At 71.5% G+C, this 19,736-nt stretch carries 20 protein-coding genes; 14 read left to right on the top strand and 6 right to left on the bottom strand.

The genetic code is table 11. From position 1 onward, the window contains the following. The first annotated feature begins 67 nt into the window (after nt 1-67). Together ATC03_RS01630 and ATC03_RS01625 are read left to right on the top strand one after the other, a co-directional pair. Nucleotides 68-1,513 carry a TrkH family potassium uptake protein gene (locus ATC03_RS01630; protein ID WP_227820197.1) on the top strand — a complete coding sequence of 482 codons (1,446 nt, stop codon included), beginning with the start codon at nt 68-70 and terminating at the stop codon, nt 1,511-1,513. Further along, the gene (locus ATC03_RS01625; RefSeq protein WP_067872323.1) at nt 1,506-2,174 is read left to right on the top strand and encodes a potassium channel family protein; all 669 of its coding nucleotides are present in this window, start codon (nt 1,506-1,508) and stop codon (nt 2,172-2,174) included. Before ATC03_RS01630 ends, ATC03_RS01625 begins: the two co-directional genes overlap by 8 nt. 30 nt (nt 2,175-2,204) lie before the next feature. On the opposite strand, the gene ATC03_RS01620 is transcribed toward ATC03_RS01625, so the two are convergent. After that, nucleotides 2,205-2,600 carry a hypothetical protein gene (locus ATC03_RS01620; protein WP_067872320.1) on the bottom strand — a complete coding sequence of 132 codons (396 nt, stop codon included), beginning with the start codon at nt 2,598-2,600 and terminating at the stop codon, nt 2,205-2,207. Nucleotides 2,601-2,746: 146 nt separating this feature from the next. Here ATC03_RS01620 and rlmC point away from each other — a divergent pair, with 146 nt between their 5' ends. Next, nucleotides 2,747-3,898, top strand: a complete 1,152-nt coding sequence (rlmC, locus tag ATC03_RS01615; RefSeq protein WP_067872316.1) for a 23S rRNA (uracil(747)-C(5))-methyltransferase RlmC — start codon at nt 2,747-2,749, stop codon at nt 3,896-3,898. A gap of 4 nt (nt 3,899-3,902) precedes the next feature. Here the strand turns inward: rlmC and ATC03_RS01610 are convergent, their stop codons facing one another. Both ATC03_RS01610 and ATC03_RS01605 read right to left on the bottom strand, forming a co-directional pair. After that, entirely contained in the window at nt 3,903-5,240 is a 1,338-nt protein-coding gene (locus ATC03_RS01610) for a DUF6596 domain-containing protein (RefSeq protein ID WP_227820196.1), read from the bottom strand. A gap of 24 nt (nt 5,241-5,264) precedes the next feature. Continuing rightward, a complete protein-coding gene (locus tag ATC03_RS01605) occupies nt 5,265-5,651 on the bottom strand; it encodes a YciI family protein (protein ID WP_067881099.1) in 387 nt (128 codons plus the stop codon). A gap of 294 nt (nt 5,652-5,945) precedes the next feature. On the opposite strand from ATC03_RS01605, the gene ATC03_RS20075 reads away from it, so the two are divergent. From ATC03_RS20075 to ATC03_RS01570, 8 genes are all read left to right on the top strand, one after another. Then, nucleotides 5,946-6,086 (top strand): hypothetical protein, encoded by a 141-nt coding sequence (locus tag ATC03_RS20075; RefSeq protein ID WP_227820195.1) that lies wholly within the window; start codon nt 5,946-5,948, stop codon nt 6,084-6,086. Beyond that, the gene (gene kdpF, locus ATC03_RS01600) at nt 6,083-6,172 is read left to right on the top strand and encodes a K(+)-transporting ATPase subunit F (protein ID WP_067872312.1); all 90 of its coding nucleotides are present in this window, start codon (nt 6,083-6,085) and stop codon (nt 6,170-6,172) included. Before ATC03_RS20075 ends, kdpF begins: the two co-directional genes overlap by 4 nt. Beyond that, the gene (kdpA, locus tag ATC03_RS01595; RefSeq protein WP_067872309.1) at nt 6,172-7,845 is read left to right on the top strand and encodes a potassium-transporting ATPase subunit KdpA; all 1,674 of its coding nucleotides are present in this window, start codon (nt 6,172-6,174) and stop codon (nt 7,843-7,845) included. Before kdpF ends, kdpA begins: the two co-directional genes overlap by 1 nt. 3 nt (nt 7,846-7,848) lie before the next feature. Continuing rightward, nucleotides 7,849-10,044, top strand: coding sequence for a potassium-transporting ATPase subunit KdpB (gene kdpB / locus ATC03_RS01590; RefSeq protein ID WP_067872305.1), 2,196 nt, complete (start codon nt 7,849-7,851; stop codon nt 10,042-10,044). A gap of 25 nt (nt 10,045-10,069) precedes the next feature. Beyond that, nucleotides 10,070-10,681 carry a potassium-transporting ATPase subunit KdpC gene (gene kdpC / locus ATC03_RS01585; protein WP_067872302.1) on the top strand — a complete coding sequence of 204 codons (612 nt, stop codon included), beginning with the start codon at nt 10,070-10,072 and terminating at the stop codon, nt 10,679-10,681. A gap of 4 nt (nt 10,682-10,685) precedes the next feature. Continuing rightward, a complete protein-coding gene (locus ATC03_RS01580) occupies nt 10,686-13,202 on the top strand; it encodes a DUF4118 domain-containing protein (protein WP_067872299.1) in 2,517 nt (838 codons plus the stop codon). Continuing rightward, nucleotides 13,199-13,882 (top strand): response regulator, encoded by a 684-nt coding sequence (locus ATC03_RS01575; protein WP_067872296.1) that lies wholly within the window; start codon nt 13,199-13,201, stop codon nt 13,880-13,882. Before ATC03_RS01580 ends, ATC03_RS01575 begins: the two co-directional genes overlap by 4 nt. A 75-nt stretch (nt 13,883-13,957) precedes the next feature. Beyond that, nucleotides 13,958-14,338 carry a nuclear transport factor 2 family protein gene (locus ATC03_RS01570; protein WP_067872293.1) on the top strand — a complete coding sequence of 127 codons (381 nt, stop codon included), beginning with the start codon at nt 13,958-13,960 and terminating at the stop codon, nt 14,336-14,338. 74 nt (nt 14,339-14,412) lie between these two features. Here the strand turns inward: ATC03_RS01570 and ATC03_RS01565 are convergent, their stop codons facing one another. Then, nucleotides 14,413-15,768 (bottom strand): beta-N-acetylhexosaminidase, encoded by a 1,356-nt coding sequence (locus tag ATC03_RS01565; RefSeq protein ID WP_067872291.1) that lies wholly within the window; start codon nt 15,766-15,768, stop codon nt 14,413-14,415. Next, the gene (gene proC, locus ATC03_RS01560; RefSeq protein ID WP_067872289.1) at nt 15,765-16,616 is read right to left on the bottom strand and encodes a pyrroline-5-carboxylate reductase; all 852 of its coding nucleotides are present in this window, start codon (nt 16,614-16,616) and stop codon (nt 15,765-15,767) included. Before proC ends, ATC03_RS01565 begins: the two co-directional genes overlap by 4 nt. A 23-nt stretch (nt 16,617-16,639) precedes the next feature. Here proC and ATC03_RS01555 point away from each other — a divergent pair, with 23 nt between their 5' ends. After that, the gene (locus ATC03_RS01555) at nt 16,640-17,602 is read left to right on the top strand and encodes a cation diffusion facilitator family transporter (protein WP_067872286.1); all 963 of its coding nucleotides are present in this window, start codon (nt 16,640-16,642) and stop codon (nt 17,600-17,602) included. Next, nucleotides 17,599-18,339, top strand: a complete 741-nt coding sequence (locus tag ATC03_RS01550; protein ID WP_067872283.1) for a glutamine amidotransferase-related protein — start codon at nt 17,599-17,601, stop codon at nt 18,337-18,339. The genes ATC03_RS01555 and ATC03_RS01550 overlap by 4 nt, the downstream gene beginning before the upstream one ends. Here the strand turns inward: ATC03_RS01550 and tadA are convergent, their stop codons facing one another. After that, nucleotides 18,340-18,816 (bottom strand): tRNA adenosine(34) deaminase TadA, encoded by a 477-nt coding sequence (gene tadA / locus ATC03_RS01545; RefSeq protein WP_067872280.1) that lies wholly within the window; start codon nt 18,814-18,816, stop codon nt 18,340-18,342. Between the two features lie 43 nt (nt 18,817-18,859). On the opposite strand from tadA, the gene upp reads away from it, so the two are divergent. Beyond that, a complete protein-coding gene (gene upp / locus ATC03_RS01540) occupies nt 18,860-19,492 on the top strand; it encodes a uracil phosphoribosyltransferase (RefSeq protein WP_067872277.1) in 633 nt (210 codons plus the stop codon). The last annotated feature ends 244 nt before the right edge of the window (nt 19,493-19,736 follow it).

Here is a 19,736-nt window from a genome sequence, read left to right as displayed (position 1 = left end):
AGGCTAGTCATTCCGGGCGGGGAGTACCATGACACACGCGTCGCGACGATGGTGCTGAGGGGGGTCGATGCGCGTTCAGCCGATGGGCCGCGGGGGTCGGTTCGACCAGCGGTCGTGGCTCGGGCGGCTGCGCGATGCCGTCGACGGCTTCGTCAAGCACTCGCCGTCGCGATTCGCGATCACGATCTTCGCGAGCCTGATCCTCATCTTCACGCTGCTCTTCTCGCTGCCGATCGCACGCGCGGGCGAAGGCTCCGGCACCCCGCTGCACGACGCACTGTTCACCGCGGTCTCGGTGATCTGCGTCACCGGGCTCGCGACCGTCGACATGGCGACGTACTGGTCGCCGTTCGGCAACTTCCTCGTGTTCATCGGCGTCAACATCGGCGGCATCGGCGTGCTGACGCTCGCCTCGATCCTCGGCCTCGTGATCTCGCGTCGCCTCGGGCTGCGGTCCAAGCTCATGGCGGCGAGCGACACGAACCCGTCGCGCATCCACGTCGGCCCGGTCGCGGAGCGGCAGGCCATCAAGCTCGGCGAGGTCGGCGGGCTGCTCGCGACCGTCGCGATCAGCGCCCTCGTCATCGAGGGCACGATCGCCATCGCGATGATCCCGAGCATGTTCGCCGCCGGGTACGACGCGTTCCACTCGGTCTGGTACAGCTTCTACTACTCGGCGATGGCGTTCACGAACACGGGCTTCAACCCGAACCCCGGCGGCCTCGAGCCGTTCGAGCACGACTACTGGATGCAGTCGCTCCTCATGGTCGGCGTGTTCCTCGGCAGCCTGGGTTTCCCGGTGATCTTCGCCTTGGCCCGCGCCTGGCGGCAGCCGCGCAAGTGGAGCCTGCACGTGAAGCTCACGATCACGACGACCGTGATCCTGTTCGTGCTGGGTGCCGGCATGTTCGTGCTGCTCGAGCACAGCAATCCGCGCACGTACGGGCAGCTCGACGCGGGCGCGACGGTGTTCCAGTCCTTCTTCATGTCGGCCATGACGAGGTCGGGCGGGTTCGCGACCGTGAACATGCACGACCTCTACGGGTCGAGCCAGCTGGTCAGCAGCATGCTCATGTTCATCGGCGGCGGCTCGGCCTCGACGGCCGGCGGCATCAAGGTCACGACGCTCGCCGTGCTGTTCCTCGCCGCGGTCGCGGAGGCCCGAGGCGCCCCGTCGATGGAGGCGTTCGGCCGACGGATCCCACGCGACATGCTGCGCCTGTCGGTCAGCGTCGTGCTCTGGGGCGCGACGATCGTGGCCGTCTCGTCGATCATCATCCTGCAGATCACGAAGGCCCCGTTCGAGAACGTGCTGTTCGACGTGATCTCGGCCTTCGCGACGTGCGGGCTGTCGACGGGGCTCACGGCCGAACTCCCGCCCGAGGGCGTCTACGTCATGGCGGCCACGATGTTCATGGGCCGCGTTGGTACAGTGACACTCGCCGCGGCCCTCGCCGCGAGCCAGCGACGGCAGTTGTTCAAGCGTCCGGAAGAGAGGCCCATCGTTGGTTGATCGCATCAAGCACGACGCCCCGGTGCTCGTGATCGGCCTCGGCCGGTTCGGCGCCGCCACCGCGGGCCAGCTCGATCGCCTCGGCCGCGAGGTGCTCGCCGTCGACACCGACGAGATCCTCGTGCAGAAGTGGTCGGAGCGGGTCACGCACGCCGTCGTCGCCGACGCCAAGTCGATCGACGCCCTGCGCCAGATCGGCGCGCAGGACTTCTCGATCGCGGTGTGCGCGGTCGGCTCCTCGGTCGAGGCCTCGGTGCTCATCACCGCGAACCTCGTCGACCTGAAGATCCCGCAGATCTGGGCCAAGGCGATCTCGGCCTCGCACGGCAAGATCCTCGAGCGCATCGGCGCGAACCACGTGATCTACCCCGAGCGCGAGGCCGGCGAGCGCACGGCGCACCTCGTGTCGGGCCGCATGCTCGACTTCATCGAGTTCGACGACGACTTCGCGCTCGTGAAGATGTACCCGCCCAAGCCGATCCGCGGCAAGAACCTCACCGAGTCGGGCGTGCGATCGAAGCACCGGGTGACGGTGGTCGGCGTGAAGAGCCCGGGCAAGCCGTTCACCTACGCGACCGAGAACACGGTGGTCTCCAACCACGACCTCATCATCGTGTCGGGCACCGAGGGCGACATCGAGAAGTTCGCCGCGCTCGAGTAGGGCGGATGCCGCGGCATCCGATGCTCGAACTCAGCCGACCAGCATCGCGACGACGCCGATGACGCCCGCGACCACGGCGAGCGCGAGGAACACGACACCGAGCAGGCGCAGCACCCGGCGCCCGGCGGGCGGTTCGTGCAGCCGCAGGTGCTCGGGCTCGCGCTCGCGGTAGAACGCGGGTTCCGCTTCGGGGTTCGCGACATGGTGCCGCTCGTCGACGCTGAGCCGTCGCGAGTGGAACTCGCCCTCGGCGAACCAGCGCACGACGCTGCCTTCGGGCTCGTCGACGACGAGCGCCTCGGTGGGCAGCCAGCGCCCGTCGGCGATGCGGATGAGCAGCACGAGACCGAGGCTCAGCAGCCCGAACCCGAGGCCGATCCATCCGATGACCTCGGCGATCGCCCCGATCGTCTCCCACGCGCTCATGACGAGAACGCTACCGGGCGAGCGGATGCCGCAGGCGAACGGAGGCCGACGGCGCGCCCGCGATCGGCGCGGCGTCCGCCCGCGGCATCCGCCCCTCCCGAGCATGCGCGGGCGAACGATCAGCCGGAACTGCGTAGCCTTGCACCGTGGACTGCGCGTACTTCGACGCCGGGCGATGCCTCTCGTGCTCGCTCATGGGCGAGCCGTACCCGGCGCAGGTCGACGCGAAGCAGGCGAGGGCCGAGCAACTGCTGGAGCCGTTCGGCGTCGGCACGTGGCATCCGCCGGTCGTGAGTGGCGAACGCGACTACCGCAACAAGGCGAAGATGGTGGTCGGCGGCACGGTCGACGCGCCCACGATCGGCATCCTCGACGCCGACGGGCACGGGGTCGACCTGCAGGCGTGCGGCATCTGCTCGCCCGGGCACCGCGCCGCGTTCGGCCCGATCGCGCGCTTCATCACCCTCGCGCGCATCACCCCCTACGACGTGCCGAGCCGCACGGGCGAGCTGAAGCACCTCATCGTGACCGAGTCGCCCGACGGCGAGCTCATGGTGCGGTTCGTGCTGCGTTCGACCGAGCCGGTCGCCCGCATCCGCAAGCACCTGCCGACGCTGCTCGCCGAGCTGCCGAACACACGCGTGGTGAGCGTCAACGTGCTGCCCGAGCACAAGGCGGTGCTCGAGGGCGAGCACGAGATCGTGCTCACCGAGGCGCAGACGCTCACGATGCGCCTGAACGACGTGACGATGCACCTGCGGCCGCAGAGCTTCTTCCAGACGAACACGGCCATCGCGGCGGCGCTCTACGCCGAGGCGCGCGACTGGATCACCGACCTCGCACCGGCCTCGGCCTGGGACCTCTACTCCGGCGTCGGCGGCTTCGCGCTGCACCTCGCGAGCGACGACCCCGGCTCGGGGCCTGCGGTCACGGGCATCGAGACGAGCGTCGAGGCCGTCGCGAGCGCCGAACTCAGCCGAACGGATGCCGCACTCCACCGCGTGCGGTTCGCTGCCGGCGACGCGACGCGCTTCGCGCTCGACGCGCCAGAGGCCGACGTACCCGACCTGGTCGTCGTGAACCCGCCGCGGCGCGGCATCGGCGCGGAGCTCAGCGGGTGGCTCGAGACCTCCGACATCCGCCACGTGCTGTACTCGAGCTGCAACGCGACCTCGCTCGCGAAGGATCTGGCCGCGATGCCGTCGCTGCGGCCCGTGCGGGCGCGCGTGTTCGACATGTTCCCGCAGACGCCGCACTTCGAGGTCATGGTGCTGCTCGAGCGGGTCGCCGCGGGCTGAGCTCTCACCCGGCGTCCGTGCCGGCGCGCGCGAGGCAGAAGCGGCGCACGGGCTCGGTCGGCACGAGCGTCGCGAGCCGGGCGTACTCGGCGGCGGCCTGCTCGCGTCGGCCGGTGCGCCAGGCCAGGTCGGCGAGCGCGAGGCTCGCGTCGAGGGCCGCGTAGGGCGCCGAGCCATCGGCCAGGTCCTGCAGTTCGGCCGCGATCCTGCGCAGGGCGGCCGTACGCTCGCCCGACTCCGGCGCGAGCAGGCTGCGATGCAGTTCGGCTGAGAGCCGGCCCGCCGTCACCGACGGCGAGCCCCACACGCGTTCGAGCGCGCGGTAGAACGCCACGACCTGGTTCCAGTCGGTGGTCGCGAAGCTCCGAGCCGAACTGTGCAACCCGGCGATCGCGGCCTCGAGCACGAACCGTCCGTCGCCACGATCGGCGGCGGCCGCGGCATCCGAGAGGCCGGCCTCGATGAGGCGTCCGTCCCACGTGGTGCGGTCGACCTGGTCGAGCGGCAGGGCTGCGCCGTCACCGTCGAGACGGCCGGGCCGACGTGCCAGCCCGAGCCGCACGACGGCGCGGAGTCCGCGCACCTCGGCGTCGTCGGGGTACTCGGCGACCAGTGCGTCGGCGATCGAGAGCGCCTGCCCGCCCAGGTCGTCGAGCGGGCTGAGCGGATCGAGCACGTCGCGATGAGCGACCGTGAACATGCCGGCGACGCTCGCGAGCACGACCGGCAGCCGCACCCGCCGCTCGGGCGCCTCCGGCACGTGGAAGCGCCCGCGCGCCTTCGCGAGCGCGTGCTTCGCCCTGGTGAGCCTCGCCGCCGCGGTCGCGGGTTGGATGCCGAGGTGGGCCGCGATGCGCGGCACGTCGAGTCCGCACACCACGCGCAGCGCGAGCACGAGCCGCGCCGGCTCGGTGAGCGCCGGGTCGCAGGCCACGAACAGCAGCGCGACCCGGTCGTCGAGCGCGTCGCCGAGGCGGTCGCCGACCGGGAGCTCGAGGGCGGATGCCGCGACTCGCCCGCCCGCGGCACCGGCCGCCTCGGCCGCGATCGCCCCCCGCAGCTCCCTGGCCTCGCGCTGCGCGTGACGCAACTCGACCCCGGCGCGACGGCGGTCGTCGATCCACGCCCGCTTGCCGACGGCGGTGCACCACGCGGCCAGGGAGCCGAGCGGCCGGCCACCGGCATCCGCCCGACCGCCGACCTCGGCGACGGCTCTCGCCATCGCCTCGGCCGCGTACTCCTGCGCGTCGTCGAGGCTGCCCGTGAAGGCGGCCAGCGCGCGCACGATCCGCGGCCAGGCTTCGACGAAGTCCTCGCCCAGGTCGGCGATCGGGTCGGTCACGAGAGGTCGGTCACGCGTGATCGGTCATGAGATCGGGAACACCTTGCGCCACTCGATGTGACCGGCGGTGGGCACGAGGGCGGCGATGCGGCGGGCGAGCGCCTCGTCGTCGGTCTCGACGACGTAGTACCCCGAGACGACCTCGGTGGTGTCGGGGTACGGCCCGTCGGAGTAGACCGCGTCGGCCTCGAGCCGGTCGCCGGCGCCCGGGGTGACGCGTCCGCCGTGCCGCGCGTTCTGCAGGGCGGACGCGCCGACGATCCGCGCGCCGAGGCGCTCGACGGCCTCCTGGAAGACCCGGTGCTCGGCGAAGTTCGCTCCGTGCGAGTCGTCCTCCGCGCCGCCGCCCTCGAGCACCGCGTCGGAGTCCCAGTCGGGCTCGTGAATGAGGTAGAGGTACGTATCCGTCATCGGGGTCTCTCCTTGCGTCGGCGCCCGTTCCCGGGCCGTGACGAGGTTCGTCACACCATGGTGACGAGATCGACCCCGAGAAATCGACACCTTCCGGCAAATCGGTCGCACGACGTTCGGCGGCCCTGCTCGCGGCGGCGGCGTATGCGACCCGTTCGGATGCCGCATCCGACCCGTTAGGGATCCGTGAGGATCGGCCGCGCGCGCCCGGCCGAGGTGTTGCATCGCAGGTGCAGCGATCCGCTGCCCGCTCGCCGCCCCCGCGGCCGGCGGCGTCTCGAACTTGGAGTCTTCGTGCTCGACGTCGTCTACATTCTCGGCATCATCGCCGTGTTCGTCCTCGTCGGCCTCATCGCCAGGGGGGTCGAGAAGCTGGGCCCACGCGCCCGAGGCTCGGCCGTCCGCGAAGCGGCCGGCCGAGAGGAGCGGGGATGATCTTCTTCGAACTCCTCGCTGCCGCGCTGGGTGTCGCCGCTGTGGTGTACCTGGTGTACGCCCTCGTCCGACCCGAGCGGTTCTGATGGATGCGATGCTCGCCGTCCTCCAGGCGGCCACCCTCGCCCTGATCCTCGCGCTCATCTACCGCCCCCTCGGCGACTACATGGCGAACCTCTACACGAGCAACCGCGACTGGAAGGCCGAACGCGGGCTCTACCGGCTCATCGGTATCGACCCCCGTGCCGAGCAGTCGTGGCCCGCCTACCTGCGCGGCGTGCTCGCGTTCTCGGTCGTCGGCGTGCTGTTCGTCTACGTGCTGCAGCGCGCCCAGGCGGTGCTGCCGTACTCGCTCGGACTGCCCGCGGTGCCCGAGGGCCTGTCGTTCAACACGGCCGTGTCGTTCGTGACGAACACGAACTGGCAGTCGTACTCCCCCGAGCTCACCCTGGGCTACACCGTGCAGCTCGCGGGCCTCGCCGTGCAGAACTTCGTGTCTGCGGCCGTCGGCATCGCGGTCGCCGTGGCCCTCGTGCGTGGATTCGCTCGTCGCAACTCGGGCACGATCGGCAACTTCTGGGTCGACCTGTTCCGCGGGTCGTTCCGGCTGCTGCTGCCGCTCTCGGTGGTCGGCGCGATCGTGCTCGTCATCGGCGGCGTCGTGCAGAACGTCAACGGCTTCACCGAGATCACCACGCTCGCCGGCAACACGCAGTCGATCCCGGGCGGCCCGGTCGCCTCGCAGGAGGTCATCAAGCTGCTCGGCACGAACGGCGGCGGCTTCTTCAACGCCAACTCGGCGCATCCGTTCGAGAATCCGACCGCGTGGACGAGCCTGTTCCAGAACGTGCTCATGCTCGCGATCCCGTTCGCGTTGCCGCGCACCTTCGGCAAGATGGTCGGCTCGAACAAGCAGGGCTACGCGATCCTCGCCGTCATGGCGACGATCTTCGTGGTCTCGCTGTTCGCGCTGAGCGCGCTCGAGGCCGCCGGCAACGGCACGGCGCCCGAACTCGCGGGCGGCGCGATGGAGGGCAAGGAGGCGCGCTTCGGCATCTTCGGCTCCACGCTGTTCGGCACGACCTCGACGCTCACGTCGACCGGTGCGGTCAACTCGATGCACGACTCGTTCACGGCGCTCGGCGGCATGATGCCGATGCTGAACATGATGCTCGGCGAGGTCGCCCCCGGCGGCGTCGGATCGGGCCTCTACGGCATGCTCGTGCTCGCCGTCATCGCCGTGTTCATCGCGGGGCTCCTGGTGGGCCGCACCCCCGAGTACCTCGGCAAGAAGATCGGGCCGCGCGAGATCAAGCTCGCGAGCCTGTACATCCTCGTCACGCCGACGCTCGTGCTCGCGGGCACCGCCCTCTCGTTCGCGATCCCCGGCATCCGCGAGGACGTCGAGTCGACCTCGATCTGGAACCCCGGCATCCACGGCATGAGCGAGGTGCTCTACGCCTTCACGAGCGCGTCGAACAACAACGGCTCGGCGTTCGCGGGGCTCACGGCGAACACGCCGTGGTTCAACACGGCGCTCGGTGTGGCGATGCTGCTCGGCCGGTTCATCCCGATCGTGCTCGTGCTCGCCCTCGCCGGCTCGCTCGCCGCGCAGGACAAGGTTCCCGCGACCGCCGGCACCCTGCCCACCCATCGGCCGCAGTTCGTCGGCCTCCTCGTGGGCGTCACGGTCATCGTGACCGCGCTCACCTACTTCCCCGTGCTCACGCTGGGTCCCCTGGCTGAAGGGCTGAACTGATCCATGTCCACCATCACCCCCACCCCGAAACCGGTGCCTGAACCGGCCGAAGGTCACGGTCACGACCACGACCGGCGGCCCGTCGGCTCGACGTCGAAGCGCGCGGCGGGCGCGTTCGGGCCGTCGCAGATCGCCCAGGCCCTACCCGGCGCGTTCCGCAAGTTCGACCCGCGCCTCATGTGGCGCAACCCCGTCATGTTCATCGTCGAGATCGGGGCCGTGTTCACCACGGCGCTCGCGATCGCCGAGCCGTTCCTCGGCGGTCCGGGTTCGTCGGGCGGCACCGCCGTGCCCGCCACCTTCACGTGGGGCATCGCCGTGTGGCTCTGGCTCACCGTGCTCTTCGCGAACCTCGCCGAGTCGATCGCCGAGGGCCGTGGCAAGGCGCAGGCCGACTCGCTCCGCCAGACCCGCACGTCGACCGCCGCCTTCGTCGTGACGGCCTACGACGAGGTGACGGATGCCGCGGCCGAGCGCACGCCGCTGCGAGAGGTCTCCTCGGCCGACCTGAAGCTCGGCGACCTCGTCGTCGTGACGGCGGGTCAGCTCATCCCGGGCGACGGCGACATCGTGCACGGCATCGCCTCGGTCGACGAGTCGGCCATCACGGGCGAGTCGGCCCCGGTCGTGCGCGAGTCGGGTGGCGACCGCTCGGCGGTCACCGGCGGCACCCGGGTGCTCTCGGACCGCATCGTGGTGCGCATCACCTCGAAGCCGGGCGAGACCTTCGTCGACCGCATGATCGCCCTCGTCGAGGGCGCGTCGCGCCAGAAGACGCCGAACGAGATCGCGCTGAACATCCTGCTCGCGAGCCTCTCGATCGTCTTCGTGGTCGTCGCGCTCACGCTGAACCCGATCGCCTCGTACGCGGCGACGCCGGCGAGCATCCCCGTGCTCATCGCCCTCCTGGTCTGCCTGATCCCGACGACCATCGGCGCGCTGCTCTCAGCCATCGGCATCGCCGGCATGGATCGCCTCGTGCAGCGCAACGTGCTCGCGATGTCGGGCCGCGCGGTCGAGGCGGCGGGCGACGTCACGACCCTGCTCCTCGACAAGACCGGAACGATCACCTACGGCAACCGGCGCGCGAGCGAGTTCGTGCCGATGCCCGGCGTGCCGGCGTTCGAGCTCGTGCGGGCGGCCGCGCTCTCGTCGCTCGCCGACCCGACGCCCGAGGGCGCCTCGATCGTCGATCTCGCGGCCGAGCACGGCATACGGTTCGACGCCGCTCCCGCCGGCGACGTCGTGCCGTTCACCGCGCAGACCCGCATGTCGGGCCTCGACCTCGCCGACGGCACGGTCGTGCGCAAGGGCGCAGGGTCCGCGGTCATCGCGTGGGTCGAGACATCCGCCCCCCTCACCCGGACGACCCGCGACGAGCTCGAGCAGCGGGTCGAGGCCATCTCGAACAGCGGAGGCACCCCGCTGGTGGTCGCCAGGCGCTCGGCCGACGGCAGCGCGACCGTGCTCGGCGTCGTGCACCTGAAGGACGTCGTGAAGGACGGCCTCACCGAACGGTTCGCCGAGCTGCGCGCGATGGGCATCCGCACCGTGATGATCACGGGCGACAACCCGCTCACGGCGAAGGCCATCGCGGCCGAGGCGGGCGTCGACGACTACCTCGCCGAGGCCACGCCCGAAGACAAGATGGCGCTCATCAAGCGCGAGCAGGCCGGTGGCAACCTCGTCGCCATGACCGGCGACGGCACGAACGACGCCCCCGCGCTCGCGCAGGCCGATGTCGGCGTCGCGATGAACACGGGCACGTCGGCCGCGAAGGAGGCCGGCAACATGGTCGACCTCGACTCCGACCCGACGAAGCTCATCGAGATCGTGCGCATCGGCAAGCAGCTGCTCATCACGCGCGGCGCACTCACGACGTTCTCGATCGCGAACGACATCGCGAAGTACTTCGCGATCATCCCGGCGATGTTCGCGGGCATCTTCCCCGGGCTCGCCGTGCTGAACATCATGCAGCTGCACTCGCCGGCCTCGGCGATCCTCTCGGCGATCATCTTCAACGCGATCATCATCGTGATCCTGATCCCGCTCGCGCTGCGCGGCGTCAAGTACCGGGCGGGCGGCGCCTCGTCGATCCTCAGCCGCAACCTGCTGGTCTACGGCCTCGGCGGCATCATCGCCCCCTTCATCGGCATCAAGCTGATCGACCTCGTCGTCAGCCTCATCCCCGGGTTCTAGGCCCGGACTCGAAAGGAATCACACCATGAGCTCAACTCGCACCACGGCGCGCACCCACTGGGTCGCCCTCCGCGCGATGCTCATCTTCACGGCCGTGCTGGGCATCGCCTACACGCTCGTCATCACCGGCATCGGCCAGCTCGTGCTGCCGGCGCAGGCGAACGGCTCGATGCAGCGCGACGGCTCCGGCACGGCGGTCGGCTCCTCGCTCATCGGCCAGTCCTTCGCGGATGCCGAGGGCGAGCCCCTGCCCGAATGGTTCCAGCCCAGGCCGAGCGCCGCGGGCGACGGCTACGACGGCGGCGCGTCCAGCGGCAGCAACTTCGGACCCGAGAACGCCGACCTCATCGCCGCCATCGAGGAGCGTCGTGCACAGGTCGCCGAGTTCGACGGCGTCGCGCCCGACGAGGTGCCGGTCGACGCGCTGACCGCCTCGGCATCCGGACTCGACCCGCACATCAGCCCCGAGTACGCGAGGCTGCAGGTCGCCCGAGTGGCCGCCGCGCGAGGCCTGCCCGAAGCCGAGGTCGCCGACCTCGTGGAGTCTAGGATTCAGGCACGGGATCTCGGATACCTGGGCGATCCGACCGTGAACGTGCTGCAGCTGAACCTCGCCCTCGCAGCACTCGGGGAGTAGGCGCATGAAGAAGGGGCGGCTTCGGGTCCTGCTCGGCGCCGCCCCCGGCGTCGGCAAGACGTACACGATGCTCGAGGAGGGCAAGCGCCTCGCCGCCGAGGGCCACGACGTCGTCGTCGCGTTCGTCGAGACGCACGGCCGCCGCGCCACGGCGTCGATGGTCGAGGGCCTCGAGGTCGTGCCGCGCGACGACGTCATGCACCGCGGCATGGCCCTCGCCGAGATGGACCTCGACGCCGTGCTCGCGCGTCGCCCCGAGATCGCCCTGGTCGACGAACTCGCGCATACGAACGCGCCGGGCTCGCGGCATCCGAAACGCTGGAACGACGTCGAGGAACTGCTCGCCGCGGGCATCGACGTGATCTCGACCGTGAACGCGCAGCACATCGAGTCGCTCGGCGACGTCGTGCAGCGCATCACGGGCGTACCGCAGCGCGAGACGATCCCCGACGCGGTGCTGCGGGCGGCCGACCAGATCGAGGTCGTCGACCTGGCCCCGCAGGCGCTGCGCGACCGGCTGGCCGGCGGCCTCGTCTACCCGGCCGAGCGCATCGACGCCGCGCTCTCGAACTACTTCCGCCTCGGCAACCTCACCGCCCTGCGCGAGCTGGCCCTGCTCTGGCTCGCCGACGAGGTCGACTCCGCGCTGAAGGCCTACCGCGCCGAGCACGGCATCGACCGCACGTGGGAGGCCCGCGAGCGCGTCGTCGTCGCCCTCACCGGTGGCCCGGAAGGCGAGACCCTGCTGCGGCGCGGCGCGCGCATCGCATCCCGGTCGTCGGGCGGCGAGCTCATCGCGCTGCACGTCACGAATCCCGACGGCATGCGCCCGCGGCATCCGGGAACCCTCGATGCGCAGCGCACGCTCGCCGAGCAGCTCGGCGGCACCTTCCACCAGGTGGTCGGCGAAGACGTGCCGCGCGCGCTCGTCGAGTTCGCGAAGGCGTCGGATGCCACGCAACTCGTCATCGGCGTGAGCCGGCGTTCGCGCCTGGCCGCCGCGCTCTCGGGGCCGGGCATCGGGGCCACCGTCATCCGCGAGTCCGGCGACATCGACGTGCACATCGTCACGCACGCCTCGGCCGGATCGCGGTTCTCCCTGCCGAAGCTCGGCGGGTCGCTCGGCCGACGCCGACTGATCGCCGGCGCCGCGATCGCGCTCATCGCGGGTCCGCTGCTCAGCTGGCTGCTCGTGAGCCAGCACACCGAGGCGTCGATCACGAGCGACGTGCTCGCCTATCAGCTGCTCGTGATCGTCGTGGCGCTCGTCGGCGGCATCTGGCCGGCGCTGTTCGCGGCCGTGCTGTCGGGCCTCACGTTGAACTACCTCTTCGTCGCGCCCGTGCACACGCTCACCATCGCCGACCCGCGGCAGTTCCTGGCACTCGTGTTCTACGTCGCGAACGCGGTGCTCGTGAGCTACGTCGTCGACCAGGCCGCCAGGCGCACGCGCGAGGCCAGGCGCGCCGCGGCCGAGTCGCAGCTGCTCGCGGGCATGGCCGGCAGCGTGCTGCGCGGCGAAGACGCCCTGCAGGCCATGGTCACGCGCACGCGCGAGGCGTTCGGGCTCAGCGGCGTGCGCCTCGTCATCGACGGCACGGCCCGAGTCGCCGACGGCGAGCCGACGCCCGACGACCACGTCACGAGCGTGCCGCTCGAGGGCGGCGCCGTGCTCGAACTGCACGGCCGCGACCTCGAGGCCGGCGAGCGGCGCCTGCTGCAGGTCATCGCGACCCAGATCGAGCAGGCGCTCGAGCACGGCGCGCTGACCTCGGCCGCCTCGACCGCGGGCATGCTCGCCGAGACCGACCGGGTGCGCTCCGCGCTGCTCGCCGCGGTCGGCCACGACCTGCGACGCCCCCTCACGTCGGCGTCGGCCGCCGTGAGCGCGCTGCGGACCCCCGACCTCGGGCTCGAGGCATCCGAGCGCACCGAACTGCTCGACACCGCGGCCGAGAGCCTCGACTCGCTCTCCGCCCTCGTGACCGACCTGCTCGACGTGAGCCGGGTGCAGGCCGGCGCCCTCGGCGTCTCGCTCGCCCCGACGCACCTGGCCGACGTGGTCTTCGCCGCGCTCGACGAGCTCGCGCTCGGCCCAGCCGACGTCGAGCTCGACCTCGCCGACGACACCGCGCCCGTGCAGGCCGACGCCGTGCTGCTGCAGCGCGTGGTCGTGAACCTGCTCGCGAACGCCGTGCGGCACAGTCCCTCCGGCGAGCGCGTGCGCGTGGCGACGAGCTCGTTCCGCGAGCAGTCCGAGCTGCGCGTCGTCGACCGCGGACCCGGCGTTCCGGTCGAGCGGCGCGACGAGATCTTCACGCCCTTCCAACGCCTCGGCGACACCGACAACGACACCGGCCTCGGCCTCGGCCTCGCGCTCTCGAAGGGGTTCGCCGAGGGCATGCGCGGCCGCCTCGAGGTCGAGGACACCCCCGGCGGCGGGCTGACCATGGTCGTGACGCTGCCCGTGGCGGGCCCGCCCGCGGCATCCGCCCCTCCGACCCACGGGGAGACGCCGTGAAGATCCTCCTCGCCGACGACGACGACCAGCTGCAGCGCGCCCTGCGCATCACGCTCGCCGCGCGCGGCTACGAGGTCGTGGCCGCCCGCGACGGCGCCGAGGCGATCGACCTCGCCGCCAACGCGCACCCCGACCTCATCCTGCTCGACCTCGGCATGCCGCGCGTCGACGGGTTCGACGTGATCCGTGCGGTGCGGGCGTGGTCGAAGGTGCCGATCCTCGTGCTCTCGGGTCGCACCGACTCGGCCGAGAAGGTCGAGGCACTCGACGCGGGCGCCGACGACTACGTCACGAAACCGTTCGCCATGGACGAGCTGCTGGCCCGCATCCGAGCACGCGCGCGCTCGGTCTCCGACGAGGGGGCGGATGCCGCGACGGTGCGCATCGGCGACCTCACCGTCGATCTCGTGGCCAAGACGATCCGCAGCGACGCCGGCGACGCGGCATCCGTTCGCCTGACGCCCACCGAATGGCGCCTGCTCGAGCTGTTCCTGAAGAACCCCGGGCGGCTGCTCACCCGCCAGATGCTGCTCGGCGAGGTGTGGGGACCGTTCCACGCGAACGACGCCGGCTACCTGCGCCTCTACGTGGCGCAGCTGCGCCGCAAGCTCGAGCCCGTGCCCGCCGAGCCGCGGCACTTCCTCAACGAGCCGGGCATGGGGTACCGCTTCGAACCGTGACGCCCGGCGTCCGCGCGTTCCGCGCGTTCGGCGGAGTCCGGCGGAGTCCGGCGGCGAACGCCGTAGCGTGGGTGCATGTCAGCACGCGACGAGTCCGGACGCACGATCGATCAGGCCGAGGAGGCGATCCAGGCGGCCATGCGAGCGAGCGACCTCGCCGAGTTGGACCTGCTCATCGCCGACGACCTCGCCTTCTCCGGCCCCGACGGGGCGGTGGTCGGCAAGGCGGCCGACCTCGAGGCGCATCGGACCGGCGCGACCCGCTTCGAGCGCATCGAGGAGACGCTCCGGCGCACCACCGAGACGCCCGAGGGCGGCACGACCGAGACGACGGCCGTGGCCACGGTGTGGAACGAGGGCCGATGGGTCGACGTGAGCCTTCGATGGGTGCGCGACTGGCGCATCATCGACGGGCGCTGGCAGGTCGCGAGCGGGTCCGTGACCATCCTGGGCTGAGCACTCGACGCGACCGGGCTTCCCCGGATCGAACGCCGTCGCAGGTCCGGGCGATGAGCCCGGTCATGTCGTGCTCACTCACGCGACGAATCGAGCACCGGCGGAGCGAGACCGGCGGTGAGTTCCTCGAGTTCGGCGATGCGCGCCGCCCGCTCGCGCGGCACCCCCGGAACGCCCGGTCGCTGCTGGTCCGGCCGCGGGCCGTCGAGCGGGCGGAAGTCGACGCCCTGCTCCTCGAGCCATGCGAGGTAGTCGGGAAGCCGCGAGCTGAACGACGCCCAGTCGAGCGAGTGCCCGTGCCAGGCGACCTCGGCGAACGCCCCCAGCCGCGGGAACACCGCGTAGTCGAGTCGCTCGCGGGTGTCGAGGTGCTCGGTCCAGACGTTGGCCTGCACGCCGATCACGCGCTCGCGCACGACGGATGACGCGGCCGACGCCGCCGCGTCGTCGCCGAGCGGATCGAACGAGGCCGCATGCTCGAGCGAGAGCACGGTGCCGACCGGGATCGGCTCGTCTGCGGCATCCGACTGCCGGTAGTCGAAGTAGGTCCAGAGGTCGGGGCAGAGCACGACGTCGTGGCCGAGGCGCGCGCCGAGTTCGGCGCCGACGGGCCCGCGCCACGAGGCGACGACCGCGTCGGGCGCCGGGTCGCGGCCCTCGAGCATCTCGTCCCAGCCGACGGCACGCCGCCCGCGCTCGCGCAGGCGGTCGGCGACCTGCGCGAGGAACCACGACTGCAGCTCCTCGACCGAGGCCAGGCCCCGCTCGGCCATCAGCTGCCGCGTGCGGGCATCGCCCTGCCAGCGCACCTTCTGCGCCTCGTCGCCGCCGAAGCCCACGACGTCGGCGTCGAAGACGTCGCAGAGCTCGTCGAAGACGGTGGCGACGAACTCGATCGTCGCATCCTCGACGTTCAGCACCTCGTCGTTGATGCCGTAGCGGGTCCACGGCTCGGCGTTGCGCGCCCGCACGTCGTCGGGGTCGCCGACGCCGAACTCGGGGTATGCCGCGAGGATCGCCTTGGCATGACCCGGCACGTCGACCTCGGGCACCACGCGGATGCCGCGGGCGGCCGCATACGCGACGAGCTCGCGCAGCTCGCGCTGCGAGTACCAGCCCTCGTGCGGCACGCCGTCGAGCGTCGAGTCGGGGCCGTGCCCGAGCTGGGACTCCGAGCGGCGACCGCCGACCTCGGTGAGCCGCGGATACGCCCGCACCTCGAACCGCCAGCCCTGATCGTCGGTCAGGTGCAGCTGCAGCACCGTGATGCGGTGCGCGGCGAGCAGGTCGACGAAGCGCCGCAGCTCGGGCATCGGGCGGAACCGCCGGGCGACGTCGAGCATGACGCCGCGCCACGCGAACCGCGGCTCACCGCTGAAGTCGAGCGGCGCGAGCGGCACGACGGGCGGGGTCGGCACCGCCGTGCTCACGCCCCCGCCGCCAGCTCACGGGCGCGCGCGAGCGCGGCATCCGTCGCCTCGGCGAAGATCTGCTCGAGCCCGGCGCCCTCGAGCACGGCGACCGCCCGCTCGGTGGTGCCCTTGGGGCTCGTGACGCGGCGGCGCAGCTCGGTCGGGTCGACGTCGGAGGCGGCGAGCAGCTCGCTCGCGCCGCGGAACGTGCCCTGCACCATGAGCGCTGCCTGCTCGGGCGTGAAGCCCTTCGCGACGGCGGCGGCCGTGAGCTGTTCGATCAGGTAGAAGACGTAGGCGGGGCCGGAGCCCGAGATCGTCGAGAGCGCGTCGATCTGCGCTTCAGGCACGACGATCACGTCGCCGACGGTCTCGAAGAGGGTCACGGCGAGCTCGAGGTCGGCGTCGCTCGAGCGCGTGCCGGCGGCGACGCCGGTGACGGCCCGGCCGACGAGTGCGGGCGTGTTCGGCATCGACCGGATCACGGCAACCGACGACGGCAGCAGCGACTCGAACGTGGCGACGGTGACGCCTGCGGCGACCGAGACGACGACCGCGTCGAGCTCGAGCGCGTCGGCGATCTCGCGCAGCAGGTCGGGCACCATGGCGGGCTTCACGGCGACGACCACGATCTTCGCGCCGGCGACGGCCGTGCGGTTGGCCGCGGCATCCGTCTCGGTGGCGAACGCCGTGACGCCGTCGAGCTCGGCGAGCGAGGCCGCGTTGGCCGCCGAACGGTTCGTGGCGCGGATGCCGCCGTCGATCTCGACGTGCGGCTGCAGCAGGCCGGTGAGCACGGCCCTCGCCATCGAACCCGCTCCGAGGAAGGCGATCGCGGGCAACGTCAAGCGGGGTCGGTCAGGCATGCGTCCCATCCTAGGATTGGCGCATGAGCGCATCAGGCGGCAGCAAGGCGATCGTCGCGGCATTCCTCGCGAACCTCGGCATCGCCATCACCAAATTCATCGCGTGGTTCTTCTCGGGCTCCGCCTCGATGCTCGCCGAGGCCATCCACTCGGTCGCCGACTCGGGCAACCAGCTGCTGCTGATGCTCGGCGGGCGCCAGGCGAAGAAGGCGGCCGACAAGGAGCACCCGTTCGGCTACGGCCGCGAGCGCTACGTCTACGCCTTCGTCGTGTCGATCATCCTGTTCTCGGTCGGCGGCGTGTTCTCGATCTACGAGGGCATCGAGAAGCTGACGCACCCCCACGAGCTCACGAACGCGTGGCTGCCGCTGCTCGTGCTGGCGGTCGCCATCGTGCTCGAGTCGTTCTCGCTGCGCACCGCGATCAAGGAGTCGAACCCGCTGCGGGGCGCGCAGAGCTGGGTGCAGTTCGTGCGGCGCGCGAAGGCCCCCGAGCTGCCCGTCGTGCTGCTCGAAGACGTCGCCGCCCTCACCGGTCTCGTGTTCGCACTCCTCGGCGTCGGCCTCACGGTGATCACCGGCGACCCGACGTTCGACGCCGTCGGCACCCTCGCGATCGGCACGCTGCTCGTGCTCGTCGCAGTCATCCTCGGGGTCGAGACGAAGAGCCTGCTCGTCGGCGAGGGCGCGACCGACGACGACGTCTCGAAGATCGAGGCCGCCATCAACGCCGGTCCCGAGATCGAGCGCATCATCCACATGAAGACCCTGTACCTCGGCCCCGACGAGCTGCTCGTCGCCGCCAAGCTGGGCTTCACCTCCGACCAGCCGCTGCTCGAGGTCGCCGCCGCGACCAACGTCATCGAGCAGCGCATCCGCACGGCGGTGCCGTCGGCCCGCATCATCTACATCGAGCCCGACGTCTACCTCGACCCGAACCTCGTCGCGCCGCCCACCGACGCGATCGTCATCAAGGGCCTCGAATGACGGATGCCGCGGCATCCTTCCGTCGCACGGCCCTCGTGCTGCGGCACGACTCCACGATCGGCCTCGGCAACCTCGGGCCCACGCTCGAGGCGCGCGGCTACGACGTCGTCACGGTCGACGCCCCGGCGACGGATGTCGCCGCGATCGACCCGCTCGCGGCCGACCTCGTCGTCGTGCTCGGCGGCGAAGAGGGTGCGTACGAGACCGACCAGTACCCCTACCTCGCCGACGAGCTGCGGCTGCTGCAGGCGCGCATCGAGGCCGAGGCGCCGATCTTCGGCGTCTGCCTCGGAGCGCAGCTGCTCGCCGCGGCCCTCGGCGCCCGGGTGTACGCCGGCGAGCGCAAGGAGGTCGGCTGGCTCGAGGTCGCGCCGACCGCGGCGGGCGCCGCCTCCCCCGTGCGGCACTTCGCCGGAGTGCCGACCGTGCAGTGGCACGGCGACACGTTCGACCTGCCGGAGGGCGTCGAGCGGCTCGCCGGCTCTCCCCAGTACGAGAACCAGGCGTTCCGACGCGACGAGTGGCTGCTCGCGGTGCAGTTCCACCCCGAGGTCACCGCCGGCATCCACGAGGACTGGCTGACCGCGTGGGGCGACGAGCTGCCCGCCTACGGGCTCACCACCGAGCGCCTGCGCGAGGAGCGCGCGTCGTACGGCGCGCCGGCCGAGGCGGCGTCGGCAGCCCTGCTCGGCGAGTACCTCGACGGGATCGCCGCCCGTGCCCGCACCGCCGCGTAGCTAGACCTGCGGCGGACGGTGCTCTGCGGCGCCGAAGAAGTCCAGCAGTTGCGCCGCAGCGACCTCCGCCTCGACGCCCGCGTAGACCTCGACGCGGTGGTTGAGGCGCCGGTCGCGCAGCACGTCGTAGAGCGAGCCGGCCGCACCGGCCTTGTCGTCCCAGGCTCCGAAGACCACGGTCGGCACGCGGGCCGCGAGGATCGCGCCGGCGCACATCACGCAGGGCTCGAGCGTGACGACGAGGGTGCACCCCTCGAGCCGCCACTCCCCGTGCGCGAACGCCGCGTCTCGCAGCGCGAGCACCTCGGCGTGCGCCGTCGGGTCGCCGGTGAGCTCGCGTTCGTTGTGCCGGGCGGAGATGACCCGGCCCGCGGCGTCGACGACGATCGCGCCGACCGGCACGTCGCCCGTCGCGGGCGCGAGCGCGGCCTCGGCGAGCGCGGCCCGCATCCATTCGCGATGGATCTGCTGCTCCATCGGCCCTCCCTCTGCGGCGACGCCGCAAACTAGACTCGAGCCTATGCGAGTCCACGTTGCCGACCACCCGCTCATCACCCACAAGCTGACGGTCCTCCGCGATGTGAACACGCCGTCGCCGGTGTTCCGGGCGCTCGTCGAAGAGCTCATGACGCTGCTCGCATACGAGGGCACGCGCGGCGTGAAGGTCGAGCCGGTCGAGATCCAGACGCCCGTCTCGCCCACCACGGGCGTGCGCATCGCCGAGCCGCGTCCGCTCATCGTGCCGATTCTCCGCGCCGGGCTCGGCATGCTCGAGGGCATGACGAAGCTCGTGCCCACGGCCGAGGTCGGGTTCCTCGGCATGGCTCGCAACGAAGAGACCCTCGAGCCGACGACGTACGCCGAGCGCCTGCCCGACGACCTCACCGGCCGGCAGTGCTTCGTGCTCGATCCCATGCTCGCGACGGGCGGGTCGCTCGCGGCCGCCATCGAGTTCCTGCTGAAGCGCGGCGCGACGGATGTCACGGCGATCTGCATCCTCGCGGCGCCCGAGGGCCTGGCGTTCCTCGAGCAGGAGCTCGAAGGTCACGACGTCACGATCGTGCTCGGCGCACTCGACGAGCGCCTGAACGAGCTCGGCTACATCGTGCCCGGCCTGGGCGACGCGGGCGACCGCCTCTACGGCACCGTCTGATCCATCGGCTCCGGGCTCGGCCCGTCGGTCGCGGTCTCCGCTCGCACCGACCGGCCGAGCCTTCGTCGGTGAGGGCCGTCGAGCACGTACGGGGTGCGCGTCTCGCACCGGCTATGCTGCGCGACATCCATCCCGCCTTCCGAAGGATCTTCGGCTGTTTCGCCCTATGCCGAGATTCAGTCGGAGAAGATTTTTTTCGAGCCGCAGATTTCGCAGGTTCTTCTGTCGCAGGGTTCGGGTTGGC

The organism is Agromyces aureus (genome assembly GCF_001660485.1).
GTDB lineage: Bacteria > Actinomycetota > Actinomycetes > Actinomycetales > Microbacteriaceae > Agromyces > Agromyces aureus.
The sequence above is the reverse complement of the archived record's forward strand: the minus strand, read 5'-3'. Positions and strand labels throughout refer to the sequence as shown.